We start from the raw sequence: 13202 nt of genomic DNA on the forward strand, positions 1-13202 counted from the left end.
TCTTGCATTTGACAACCAGTTATTTTTTTGGCACAGCCTCGGGATCTCAAAGCACATTTTCTCTGTGATTTATGCCACTGCCAAAGTATCCATTGATTCTCCGGGTTCCTGGATGCATCAACCGGGTTTTAGGAACGCAAATACTTGCTTTTAGGCGATCGCTCGAAGTTGAAAAACCGAGTTTATGAGAGTAAGGAGTGCCTCCAACACGGTTTTAATGTGCTAAGAACACAAGTAAATTGCAAATTATGGGAGGGCGATCGAACAACCTGTAGATTGGGCAATGCACTCGCTCTTTATATGGTATGTTACATTGAGGCGTACCATCTATCTTTTTTTACACCATGTATGACGGTAATGAAAAGTAAAGTGCGGCTTTTAGTAGTGGTATTATTGCTATTAGGAGTGTTCTTTCGCTTCGTCAACATCGACAAAAAATATTATTGGTACGATGAAGCATTTACTTCCCTGCGGATTTCTGGATACACGCAAACAGAAGTGCTTCATGAAATAAGCGGCGGTCAGTTAGTAGGGGCAAAAGATTTGATGAAATATCAGCGCCCCAATGCGACAAAAAATTTTGGCGATACTGTTAAAAGTTTGGCAATAGAAGAACCTCAACTGCCTCCACTATATTTTCTGGTAGTCAAGTGTTGGGCAAAACTATTCGGTGATTCTCCCGCAGCGACGAGAAGTTTCTCAGTTTGGATGAGTTTGTTAGCGTTTCCTGGCCTGTACTGGCTGTGCCGAGAATTGTTTGCACCGCCGGAAGTGGCGTGGATAGCTGTGGGATTGCTAGCAGTTTCTCCCTTACACGTGCTTTACGCTCAAGAAGCACGTCCCTACAGTTTGTGGCCGGCCCTGATTTTGCTTTCTTGTGCCTCTCTGCTGCGAGCACTGCGGCTGCAAAACAAGCTAAGTTGGAGCATTTACGCAGTAGCAAATATTATGGGATTTTACACCCATTTATTTAGTCTATTAGTTGCGTTAGGACACGGAATTTATATCTTAGGAACTCAAGGTTTTACCTCGAATAAAAAGCTAGTGAATTACTTGATCGCAATTGCCGTGTCGTTGCTAGTATTTCTGCCTTGGATGGTAATTTTAGTGATAAATAAAAGTGCAGCATCCGGGGCGACAAGTTGGGCAAATCTAGAAAGTCAGAGGCTATCTTTAGTTAAAAATTGGGCCGGAAATATCGGTCGCATTTTTTTTGATTTCGGGCTAAGTTCTAATGCGATATCCGTATATCTTATTGGTTTAGTGGCAGCGACTTTAATTTTATTGACAATCGTAGGGTATGCCGTTTATTTTCTGTGTTCGGAGACGAACAAACAGGTTTGGCTGTTTGTGGTGACGATGATGGCGGTGACAGCACTGGCACTCGTGCTGCCGGATGTTATATTGGGAGGAATCCGATCGACTAAAGCTCGCTACCTATTTCCGACTTATTTGGGGATGCAAATCGCTGTTGCTTACCTGTTAGCGACTAAAATTACCGCGCTGGGCGTGCCAAGCTCGAAACGGCAAATGTGGAAAGTTTTGACAGTTGTACTGTTAACGGGCGGCTTGCTGTCGAATGCCGTTAGTTCTCAAGCCGAGACTTGGTGGACGAAGGAATGGGGCAGGGAAAATCCCGAAATTGCTCGCAGGATTGATCGTGCCCCAAAGCCGCTGCTTGTCAGTGATATCTCGGAAGTCAGTCTGGGAAATATACTGTCAATGAGTCATTTGTTAGAACCGAAAGTGCGGCTGCAATTGGTGTTGCTTGACCCGGAAGCGCGCCGTCGAGCTCAGTTGTTTGGCAGACCAACTATACCCAATATTCCTAGCGGTTTTAGCGATGTTTTTGTCTACGGGCGATTGCAGAAGTTTAGTGCTAAGCTGGCGAAAATGCAAAACTTGAAAATCGAGCTGCTTTCAGAACAAAAAACCGAAACGCTGTGGCTAGGCAAGTTAGTAAAATAGTGAGGGTTTATGGAAGACTTTGGTATTATTATTGCCTGCTGCGACCAAGATTATCTGTTTGCTAAGGGTTGCTGTGCTAGCATCCGCTATTTCCTGGGAGATGTGCCGATTTGTCTGTTGATTGACGGTACGTTTTCTGTGAGTGCTTTGGAAAAATCCTATGGGGTGCGGGTTATCAATCGCACAACTGTTTCTGAAGAAGTTCTCAGAAAAAGAAGTTTTGGTTGGGGCAAAACTAAAATGATTGCTTTCTGGGAAAGTCCGTGGTCAAATTTTATGGTGTTGGATGCCGATACGATTGTCTGGGGCGATGTTCTCAAATTGGCTAATTTTCAAGACTTTGATTTTATTGTAGACAAGCCTTGTTACGATTACCCGGATGCGGATATTTCGGAATTTTTCTTTGACATTCCGGGCGTTGAAAAGCATTTCCCGAATTTTCGGTGGTCGGAATCGCGATCGAACTATTTCTGCACGGGTACTTTCTTTGCTAAACGCGGCGTTTTTAGCTTGGAAGAATACGTGGAAATTTTAGATTTTACGGCGGTAAATCCGGGGATATTTAAGTACGGAGAAATGGGGTTTTTGAACTTTATGATTTTCCGGGCGGCACAAGAAAAGCGGCTGCGTGTGCAGAATGTGGATATGCAGTTGTTGGTGCCGGATTTTGACCAGGATTTGCTGAGAAAGCAGTTTCCGGTGGAAGAAAGCGGGCCTGGGGGCGATCGCACTCAGGCGACTGTGATTCACTGGTGCGGGCCGAAGCCAACTTTATCTAGTGGGAAAGTTTACTCGGAACCGATGAATTTTTGCCGCCGCAAGTGTCAGGAGGATGTTTGGAACCGCACGGGTTTGGCTGCAGATATGTCGCTGCAAGTTGAGGATTTACAGCGATCAATCTACGTGTATAAGAATAAGTTTAAGAAGAAGTTTCGGCAGTTGGCGGGGAAGTAAGTAGGATTTTTTAACCGCAGATGTCAGCGGATGAACGGGGATGCACGCGGATTTGGGCTTACCCTTCGAGGGGTAAACTTGGCCCGGCTGGCGGTAAAACTTGGCGGTGAACGCTTATTTTGTGGCTTTCCCGCTGAGTTTGCATTTCGACGGCGATCGCCTCAAATTCGACTTCCATGCAGCCGTAGGGAATCTCTAACTCGATACTTGCTCGAACATTTCCTAACCCGTTAGCTTTAAATTCGGTAATCCAGCGCGGCCCGTCGAGAATCAGGTAGGTTTGTCGATCGTACACCCAAACTTTCACATAAATCCGGGGCATTAATTCCGGGAGTTGCACTTGCACGTTTACAGCCTGGCCCGCGATGATTTCGGCGCGCGGCAATTCCAAAATTGGCATCGGTACTAACTCGTCTTCTGGCAAAACGTAGGGAGTCGGGGGAGTGTCTTCTGCGGCGACAGTTGTGGTTTTTTGACCAACTTGTTTCGGTTGCGGGGGTTCGTCAAAAACCACAAATTCTCTGGCTTCCGGGCTAGTAGATTTGGGATCGGAAATTGTTTCGCTGGTTTCGGGTTGCTGCTGGGTTGCGCTGCTTTCTTCCACAACGGCAATTTCGTCGCTGCTATTTGCGGCGGCTTTTGGAGTGGGTGACAGGGTGGTTGCTTTCAGCCAGTCGGGGGATTCGCCGTTGCTGGCTAAGGAACTCAGTCGCGACCAAAATCGACTTTCGACGTTTAAGGTTTGAAATGCCTGTTTTGTGGGTGCTGGCGGGGTTTCTGGGGCTGTTGTTTCTGGTTCTGGGCTGTTTTCTGGTTTTTGGTCGATCGCTCCGATTTCCGCTGTTTTAGGGGAAGTTGGGATGTCTGAGGGTTTGGTTTGTGGGTCGATCGACTCTGCGGCAGTTTGAGGCGAATTGGAGATTTCCGAAAGCAATTGCGATCGGCTGCTTTCGGGCAGTTTGTTACCGAATGCGGGCAATTCTAGACCGCCTGCACTTGGGGTGTGACGTGAAGCCAGTAGAGGCGGTAGGGCTTCCTTGCTTGGGGCTTCGGCGGGGGAGGGAGGGTCTAAGGATTTTTCTACTAGCTTGAGGAAGGATATATTTTTGGCGCTTCCAGGCTGTTTTGAGGCTGTTGGGGAGGGTTCGGCTTGATGCTTTTCTTCGATAAAATTGTCTTTAATTTCCTGTAGAAGGTGTTCTAAACGGGCTGTAATTGTGAATAGTTTGGTGGCTAGGGTGACGCCGCCGCTGCTGAGAATTGCTTCTCCTAAAATTAGGCGGCTTTTGCACTCGGTTGGGATGTAGGTGACGCAGGCAAAGATGCAGGGGGGAACTTGTTCTGGCATTGGCTGCTGGAGTTCTGCGAGAATTTTTGAGGTTTGGGGGTCACGCAGGTAAATTTGCAGTTGTGCTGAACCGATGAGTTGTTTCAGTTCTAGCGCTTCGGATTCGGGGATAAGAGTTGCTGTTTTTCTGCTTGGTTGCGGGTGTTGGGGAATGTCGATTTTGCCGGAAATGATTAAGGGGCGACCGAGTTGGGTGACGAAGGTTTCTCGATCGAGGGCAAGTTCGAGTTTGACACCCGGTTTGGGTTCGGGGGTTTGGGGAATGGGGAATTGGTAGATTTTGGTCTGCTGCGGTGCTGAATCGGCTGCTGGGATTTGGGGTGGTGCGGGGCGATCGACCGGGGAAGCGATTTGTGGGGCTGGGCGATCAATCGGTGCTGCCTTTTCTGAGTGTGAGGGGGAAGCTGCGGGTTCGATTTGGTCGATCGGCGGTAGGGGTTCGGAGGTTTCCGATTCTGCAGGCAATACTTCCAACTGAACGCCGTACTGCCAAGGTTTTAGTGGTGTTGATTTGGGATCTGGCAAGCAGGAGAGTTCCCACAGTCCGGGTTTGAGCCTGGTGTAGGGAATGATCACGACTAATCCTTCGGGGTTGGTGCGGGCCGATCGGCTTTGGACTTTCCGCTGCGCCCCTTGGTCAAAGGAGGTATGGGTAACGCGAATTTCGATGTCGGTGTTGGGGTGCTGAATGCGAGCAACGACGCGGTATTTACCTTCTAGAATTTCCACGTCGGAGGTTTCTAGGGGCAACCAGGCGCGATCGCCTTCTTTCTGTAGCAAAAATTCTAATTTTTTCATCTTTCTTTCCCCTTGAAGGCTCCCGCTTGATTCGTCACAGGTTGGTGGTGGTTTGTTGAGCGACAGCTACAGATATTAAATTACTTATGTTTTATAGCCTATCACCTGTGTCGGTCAAGAGGCCCACTTACCAAGGACTGCCGATTATGCTGAATGCTGCCCAATAATACGGATGCGATAAATCTTTGCTGTCGAGTTTGGGGATGGACGGGGGCAAGGGAGTTTCGCCTCGGGAACTTCGCAGTTGACCGCCTTCGATCGTCACTTTGCCTTCGATCGCAGCGATTTGTGCTTGCCGCATTGCTTCAGCTTTAATGATTGGAGGGTCGTTTGGCCTGCGGATTTTTAACTGCTGGTAAAACTCTGTCATCAGGGCGAGAGTCCCCGCATCGCTGACGTACCACAAGCTGGCGAGGGCTGATTTTGCTCCGGATTGCAGCGCTAAACCTGCAAATCCGAGTTCTGCTTCTTTGTCTCCCAAGGCGGTTCTACAGGCGCTTAATACTAACAGTTCGAGGGGCGGATTGTTCCATTTTAAATCTCTCATTTGATCGAGGCCTAGTTGGGTGTCCCAAAATTGAATGTAGGAGTTATTTGGGGTTCCGGGGCGGAATTCGGCGTGGGTGGCGAGGTGGATGATTCCGTATTTTTGTTGCAGTCGCTGGGATTGCAAGTTTACTATGGTGAAGTCTTGGTTGAGAAAGGATTGACCGGGCCACTGTCGGGCGATCGCGCCGAGTTCTAACGGGACTGCCGGTAGCGGTTCTTTGTCCGCCGTTTCTGCGAAATCTGATGCTCCCATTGCTAGGACTTGCACGTTTCTGAGGTCGGCGTAATTGATGTCTGTGAGTTTGAAGGCGGGGATGCGGGCGAGGCTGTATTTTTGGATCAGAAATTGCTTTCCGTCGTGCATTGCTGCTAGGGGTACGGTTCGCAAACCTGCGCCGACGCAGAACAGCAAGGTTTCAATTTTTGCTGTTTGCAAATCTGTTTCTAGGGGTGCAATTATCCATTTGTAGAGTTGTTGGGCGGGTTCTAGATAGGTGGTGGTGTTGAGTTTTACCGGGTTAGTGATTTCGCTGCCGAATTCTTGGACTACTGAGAGCAGTTTCTCTTGTTTGGCTTCCGGGACGCTGCGGAGAATGGGCGGGCGATCGGGCAATATTAAGATTAATTCTAGTTGGTCTGTGCGTGGAATAGCGTAAATTAAAGCTGGTTTTTTCTTTGTTTGAACTGCTAGACGGGAGAGAGTTTTTGATATTGCTTCTGCGGTTTTCGCACGGGTCTCAAAGTCTTGTTCAAAGTAGTTTTGATACTCTTCTTCCCAGTTTTCTTCGATTCTGGTTACGGCTTCGGTGAGGTTTCCCCGATCGAGCAAATTTCTCATTTCTTGCCCGTTAAGCCCGCCCTGGTCTGTGTTTTGGGCAATTGTAGGGAGGTTCGCGGTGCTCCAGCAGAAAAATATTGCTGTCAAACAGTAAAAAATAGCGGTTTTAATTTTTTTCTGAGTCGCGTGTTTTTGGCGTTGCTGCTGGGATTGGTAGTGCATGATTTTGGGGCGGTTAATGGCGCCGTTGGCGGCAGCAGTTGGCAAAAGTTTGGATGTGGGTGGGAATTTTGACCGAAAGCATCCAGGATACAAGCCCCCGGATTCATTCCGAAAGCAGACTCAGGACCGGTGAAATAAAAAACCTGTATCCGATGAAACTTGCCCCCCGAATTTATCCGTGAGGTCAATGCTTCAATTCTAAAATCTAAAATCTAAAATCGATTGACTGTGCTGGCGATCGCGACACAATTATAGCATTCAAGACCAACCCCAAATATCTATCGTAGGGTGTGGATACCAGCAGCAACAGAGACCCCGCACTAAGAAATTCGCGGTTTATATAAATTTTTGTAAATTATGCAGGGGTTTTGCATAAGCCGGACTTACGCAAAAACCCGGTTTCTTCACGTAGTAAGTCCTGTTTTTTACATAGCAGCCAGCTACATTTAATCGGCATTACCTATACGCGCATCTTTGATTTTTTGCGACACATCCCCATTTCTTAGTTTTAATAGGGTTTTGTCTTGGTATTAAGTGAGGAATACCCTGCATCGATCGCCGATATATTGAGTGATTTCAGTAGATATATTCTCTGTATTTACTTATTTTAAAATAGTTAGGTTTTTTTTCGCGCCAACTTAGTTAAAGCTCGACTGAATAATTGTTTATCCTCGGATATCGACCCGGTTATTTCGTACAATTCGCCGAGACTGATTTTGATCTAAGATTTTGCCCGCAAATCTCCTAATTTCTGAGCATAATTGGCGGCGATTGCCAAGAGTTGAGGAACATAAATTAATGCGGCTTGTTCGATTTTTTTGCGTGGCAGGTGGGGAAGCGCGCGATCGCTCTGCAGTTAAAAACTCTAAAATTTATCGCACTTTTCCCGATCGCTCCAATAAGTGTGACATATATCACACACACTCCTAAGTTATAAATAAAAACACTTAATTATTTAGAGAATTTTACGCTATGCGGTTGATAGCTTTTTCCTTCTTTTCTCTTGCTTCTCTCCTAGATAACTAAAGCCTTCTTGCTTCTGCTATAGGTTGTGTGCGATCAAACTTGGCACGGTGCGTTAGCGAAGCCCTCGAAGAGGATCGCGATCGGATTGGGGAATGTGTCTTAGTATTTCTTCACATATCGTGATTTCGGTCTATGATATATGCCTTATGGCGTATTTGTGTTTAAAGCCCGTTATCGCGTACCGCTGATGAGTCAATCAACCAATCCACCACTATCCCAACCAGTTTCTCGACGCACCGCCCTCAAATTCCTCGGAGTCGGTGCCGCCGGCGGGCTGCTGGGCTACTCTCGATTTTCCAAGCCAGAGCCCGCCGTTTTTGTGCAAGATTCTATTGACTTGCCGCGAATGCTGAATAACCGCAAAACCGTTGCAGTTGTAGGGGCAGGCTTGGCCGGGCTCGCCTGTGCTTACGAACTCAGTCAGCGGGGTTTCGCCGTAACATTGCTCGACAAATCGCCCCAACTCGGTGGCAAAATCGCTAGTTGGCCGATACAAGTCGGGAACGAAACTTTTATGATGGAACACGGTTTCCACGGTTTTTTTCCGCAATACTACAACCTTAAAAGTGTGGTTGAAGAACTAAAAATTAGCGATAACTTCGTATCTTTAGAATCCTACGCCGTTCTGTTTCGAGACGGCAAATACAAACCCGAAGTTTTCCGTCCCAACCATTCAGCTTTTCCCTGGAATATAGTTGACTTGGGGATATCTTCTCCCAACCGACTCAAGTGGGGAATCAATCTTACAAAACCCGCTCACTGGCAAGTATTCCGGGAAATCGGCGGTTTTCAAACTCAAAAAACTTTCGATCGCCTCGACAATATATCAGTTGCCGACTGGGTAAAAGGTGAATTTCCGCGCGGACTTTATGACTTGTATTTTCTGCCTTTTGCTAAGTCCAGCCTCAACGCTCCCGACGAATTGAGCGCGGGAGAATTAATGCAATTTTTCCACTTTTACTTTTTCGGAAATCCAGAGGGTTTGGCCTTCAACGGTACGCGGCAAGATATGGGCACGAGTTTGGTGCAGCCTATTGCCAAAGCCATTGAAAGCAAAGGTGGCAAAGTATTGACAGATGTCGCAGTCAGTGAGATACGATGGGAAAACGGCAAGATAGATTCTCTGAGTTACCAGTCTGGAGACGTGCAAAGTAAAATACCTTTTTGGGTGAAGCGAAACGCGCTGTTAACTGACAGCAACTCTACCGAATATTTCGGCGCTGGGGACAGCATGTTTGCCGCCGCACCGTCGGGAAAAGAGGCAATTTCTCTGAGCTGCACTCACCAAGGCTGCACAGTTCAGAAACAAAACGACGGTCAATTTCACTGTCCTTGTCACGGCGCAGTTTTTGATGGCGAAGGACGAGTGGTGAGCGGGCCTGCTCAGCGGGATTTGCCTCGATTTAAGGTAGTCGCTGAAAAAGCCGATGAGGTAAAGTTAGCAGCAGTGGTTAACCAATCCCAACCGCAAAATCTGGGAGAAACATTGAAGGCTGATTATTATGTTTTGGCGGCAGATGTTCCGGGCATGCAGCATTTGTTTAGTTTGGCTAGCGGTGAGGTAAATCCGCAGGTGCAGAGTCGGATCGAGAGTTTGAAAATAGCCGATCCGTTTGCCGTCTCTCGTTTTTGGTTCGATCGCGAATTTCCGTGGGAACACAGCAATTTCAGTTCGCTTTCTGGCTACAAACTGACTGACAGCATTACGCTTTACCACAAAATTCAGGATCAGTTCATCGAGTGGAATCAGAAAACTGGCGGTAGTGTAGTGGAACTGCACGCTTATTGTTACAAGGAGAAGGAATTTCCGAACCAGGAAGTTTTGCTGGCGACTTTTGAGCAAGAATTGTACGAAATTGTACCGGAATTAAAAGAGGCAAATATGCTGCACCGGGAATTGGTAAATCAAAAGAATTTCTCAGGATATCCGCCCGGTAGCTATGCGGAAAGACCGGAGACTTGCTGCGCTGTTCCCAATCTTTTGTTTGCGGGAGATTGGGTAAAAATGCCGTTTCCGTGCGGTTTGATGGAAAGGGCGGTTAGCAGCGGTTTGTTGGCAGCTAATGCTATTTTATATCACGAGGGTTTGCAGAGGCGATCGCTCTTGACGGTAAATCCCGAAGGCGTGTTAAAAATCTAAGGTTTCCAGCGGGGCGGGTTTTATAAATCGTCAATTATCGGCTGCTATTCTCGGTGAAACCCGCCCCCAGCCATACCATTTTAAATTTTAGATTAAAGAATTGAATAATTGGAAATGACTGATTATATAAGGGTTTGGAGCTTTACTACAGTTGCATCCTTTTTTTAAGATTAGTTACGGTTTGTGGGTGCGATTTCGCTGAGGAGAAAAGGCAGAGCTTGCGAACCCAAAAAATATCTGCGTTGAGCGGGGTGAATATGCGGTTAAAATATTATTGAATCAGTATAAAGCAATAATAGATGCTGAAGATTAACTGCACAATTCGCAATAAACCTGTAATGTTTGATGCTTTTGCAACAGAATACGATTTCGCCGCCACCTTGCAAAATCAGAACGATTTCTTTACTAAAAACCTATCGACAAGCAAAGGTACAGCATTAGATATTGGATGCGGTTCGGGAATTCTTGCTTTTGAATTGGCCCAGTATTACGATCATGTAGTCGCCGTAGATTTTTCAGCGAAAATGCTGGCTATCGCCCGTCAAAAACGCTCAGCCCCCAATATCGAATATATCCAAATGGATGCCAGTCAATTAACGTTAGAGCGCAAATTTGATTTAATAGTTAGTGCAGACACTTTTCACCACTTGCCCAACCTCCCCGCCGCCCTCTCAGTAATTAAACAATTGTTAAATCGGCACGGAAAAATCGTTTTTTTAGATAATATATCGGAAATCGAAAGACCTGCTACAATAGGCTACATATTAGGTGCAGCGAGAGATTTTAGACCCGACTGTTCCACCTACGGATTTCGCAATGCTTTAAGATTATTAAGATTTAGACTGTCGCCAAGCTGGTTGAAACATTTAGCTAGCGACAGGTATTTGTCAGAACGGAAATTTAGAAAAATTTACGGTCGTTGCTTTCCGGGCTGTTATTTTGTAAAATTGGGTTGTTTTATGGGCGTAATTTGGGAACATTTGTAATGCAAAACAACGCGATAAAATCGGTATCTGCAAGGGGAGAAAAAACTCACATCCGCGAGTTGGGCATTAATCTCGATCGCTGGTATGCGATCGCCCGCAGCACCGAGGTGCAAACTCAGCCCGTCGCTGCGAAAATCTGGAATCGGGCGATCGTACTTTTCCGCGACAGTGCAGGCAAAATCAACGCTTTAGAAGATAGATGTCCGCACCGACAAGTCAAACTCAGCCACGGCCAAGTTAAAGGCGATTTAATCGAATGTGCTTACCACGGATGGCGGTTAAATGCAAGGGGAGAATGCGCCGAAGTCGATTATTTAGCCAAAAATCAAAAGCTACCTAACTGCAAAATTCGCTTCTATCCAGTCCAGGAAAAAAACGGTTTTATCTGGCTGTTTCCCGGCGACGAAACGCAAGCAGAAAAAACTAATTTACTGGATTTGCCAGAGTGGGAACATCTTAATTATATTGCCACTGTTTCAGTCATCGACTGTCAGGCACACTATTCATTTTTAATTGAAAACTTGATGGATATGTACCACGGACACTTGCACGATGATTGGCAAGCGTGGGCAAATCCGGTGTTAGATACTTTAGAAGAAAACGAGCATCAATTAACTGCTCGCTATCAGGCACAAAGTTATTACAAAATAGATAAAATTTGGTCAATTTCTCAGTTATTTTTTAAGTCTTTGCGCCGACTGCACCCGGAACCGCTGGAGGTGAGTTATGTTTACCCGCACTGGGTTTCAACTTTGGGGAGCGACTTTAAGATTTACTGCTTGGTTTGTCCGGTCAGCGAGACAGCAACTCGCGCTTATTTAATTCACTTTACCTCATTAAATGCGTTTTGGCGGCTGCACAAATTGCCGATTTGGTTTCGCAGGTTTATCAAAGATAGTTGTTTCGGTGCTGCTCAAAAGTTATTAGATGGTTTGGTGCGGCAGGATGTGTTAATGATTGAGGAAGAACAGCAGGCTTTTTTGCAGAATTCAGAAAGAAAAAGTTATGAATTAAATCGAGCTTTAGCCAGCGTGCAAAAGTTGATGAGAAGTCAGGCAGAAAATGGATAATTCAGGATGAGATTGAAACCTGCGGGGGGACGAATGAAACTAGCCTGCATAGGCTAAGTTGAGAGTTAGATCTTCTAAGCTTGATCATGGTATTCTTGTAACAGAGAAAATTGACTTTCGAGAAGCAATTACCAACCACACCTAACACAGGACTCCAGCATGAACCGTGTCAGCATCAAGGGTGAGGAACACCCCATTATAAAAATCTTTAGCGATGACTTTATGTTCACCATTCCCCTCTACCAGCGTCCTTATGCTTGGACAAATGAGCAAGCTGGGGAACTGCTGGAAGACCTGCTAACATCATTGGGAGATGGTAACGACACGATTGATAAACTCAACCCATACTTTCTAGGCAGCATTGTTTTAATCAAATCTGGGCCGCCAGATGCTGAAATTGTAGATGGTCAGCAACGTCTAACAACTCTCACCATACTACTAGCTGCTCTCAGAGCATCATTGCCAACAGAACACGCCAATGATTTGACCACTTATCTATACCAAAAAGGCAGCTTAATCGCGGGTATAGATAATCGTTACCGTTTGACTTTGCGCGAGCGAGATGCAGACTTTTTCAAGACATATATTCAAAATGAAGGTGGTATTAACAAGCTCAAAAACTTGAACAATGCTGAACTGATGGATACTCAGAAGCTTATTAAACAAAATGCACATTTATTCTTGCAACGTTTGCAGACTATCGCGGAATCCCACCGTATACGTCTTGCCCAGTTCCTCATTACCCAGTGCTTCTTGGTAGTGGTTTATACGCCTGACTTTGACTCTGCATATCGGATATTTTCTGTGTTGAACAACAGGGGATTGGATCTCTCCATAACTGATATCTTGAAAGCGGACATTATCGGAAAAATAACCGAAAGCCAACAAGAAAAATATACTAAAAAGTGGGAAGATACCGAGGAGAATCTGGGACGCGAGTTATTCAAAGAGTTGTTTTCTCATATTCGCATGATTAAGGAAAAGAAAAAAATTAGCAAGAGTATCCTTAAAGAGTTTCAAGAAAACATCAATCCTGCTGCAGGGTCTCAGCAATTTATTGATGAAATTTTAGATCCTTATGCTAAGGCTTTTTCCGAAATTCAAAACTTAACCTATGAAAGCGAGCGGCGTGCCGAGGAAATAAATCAACTATTTAAATGGTTAAACAAGATTGATAATTTCGACTGGATACCGCCTGCGATTCTCTACCTATCTCGCAACCGTAATAGCCCCGATAATTTGGTGCGTTTCTTTATAGATTTAGACCGCCTTGCCGCAGGTTTAATGGGGTGCATCTCACTTTGGCGAATGTGTCAAAAAAGAGTTAAAATGAAAAAGCTAGTAAAATCGTTAAATAAATATG

The 13202-nt window shown here is 45.8% G+C and carries 8 protein-coding genes; 6 read left to right on the forward strand and 2 right to left on the reverse strand.

Annotated features, from left to right (window positions below; genetic code table 11):
• Nucleotides 1–357: 357 nt before the first annotated feature.
• On the forward strand, nucleotides 358–1968 hold the full coding sequence (locus QUB44_RS20895; RefSeq protein ID WP_333370409.1) for a glycosyltransferase family 39 protein: 1611 nt from the start codon (nucleotides 358–360) through the stop codon (nucleotides 1966–1968).
• Nucleotides 1969–1977: 9 nt separating this feature from the next.
• Nucleotides 1978–2922 carry a hypothetical protein gene (locus QUB44_RS20900; protein ID WP_333370411.1) on the forward strand — a complete coding sequence of 315 codons (945 nt, stop codon included), beginning with the start codon at nucleotides 1978–1980 and terminating at the stop codon, nucleotides 2920–2922.
• A gap of 58 nt (nucleotides 2923–2980) precedes the next feature.
• Here the strand turns inward: QUB44_RS20900 and QUB44_RS20905 are convergent, their stop codons facing one another.
• A complete protein-coding gene (locus QUB44_RS20905) occupies nucleotides 2981–5068 on the reverse strand; it encodes a hypothetical protein (RefSeq protein WP_333370412.1) in 2088 nt (695 codons plus the stop codon).
• 127 nt (nucleotides 5069–5195) lie between these two features.
• Nucleotides 5196–6662, reverse strand: coding sequence for a CHAT domain-containing protein (locus tag QUB44_RS20910; RefSeq protein WP_333370414.1), 1467 nt, complete (start codon nucleotides 6660–6662; stop codon nucleotides 5196–5198).
• 1168 nt (nucleotides 6663–7830) lie between these two features.
• On the opposite strand from QUB44_RS20910, the gene QUB44_RS20915 reads away from it, so the two are divergent.
• The 4 genes from QUB44_RS20915 to QUB44_RS20930 all read left to right on the forward strand — a co-directional run.
• Complete coding sequence (locus QUB44_RS20915) at nucleotides 7831–9783, forward strand: FAD-dependent oxidoreductase (protein WP_333370425.1); 1953 nt, start codon at nucleotides 7831–7833, stop codon at nucleotides 9781–9783.
• A 299-nt stretch (nucleotides 9784–10082) separates the two neighbouring features.
• Nucleotides 10083–10769 (forward strand): class I SAM-dependent methyltransferase, encoded by a 687-nt coding sequence (locus QUB44_RS20920; RefSeq protein ID WP_333370417.1) that lies wholly within the window; start codon nucleotides 10083–10085, stop codon nucleotides 10767–10769.
• On the forward strand, nucleotides 10769–11839 hold the full coding sequence (locus QUB44_RS20925) for an aromatic ring-hydroxylating dioxygenase subunit alpha (RefSeq protein WP_333370419.1): 1071 nt from the start codon (nucleotides 10769–10771) through the stop codon (nucleotides 11837–11839). The genes QUB44_RS20920 and QUB44_RS20925 overlap by 1 nt, the downstream gene beginning before the upstream one ends.
• Nucleotides 11840–11998: 159 nt before the next feature.
• Nucleotides 11999–13202, forward strand: a 1204-nt coding sequence (locus tag QUB44_RS20930; protein ID WP_333370421.1) for a DUF262 domain-containing protein, incomplete at its 3' end; no start/stop codon positions are given.

This window comes from Microcoleus sp. AT3-D2 (assembly GCF_036705715.1).
Taxonomy (GTDB): Bacteria; Cyanobacteriota; Cyanobacteriia; order Cyanobacteriales; family Microcoleaceae; genus Microcoleus.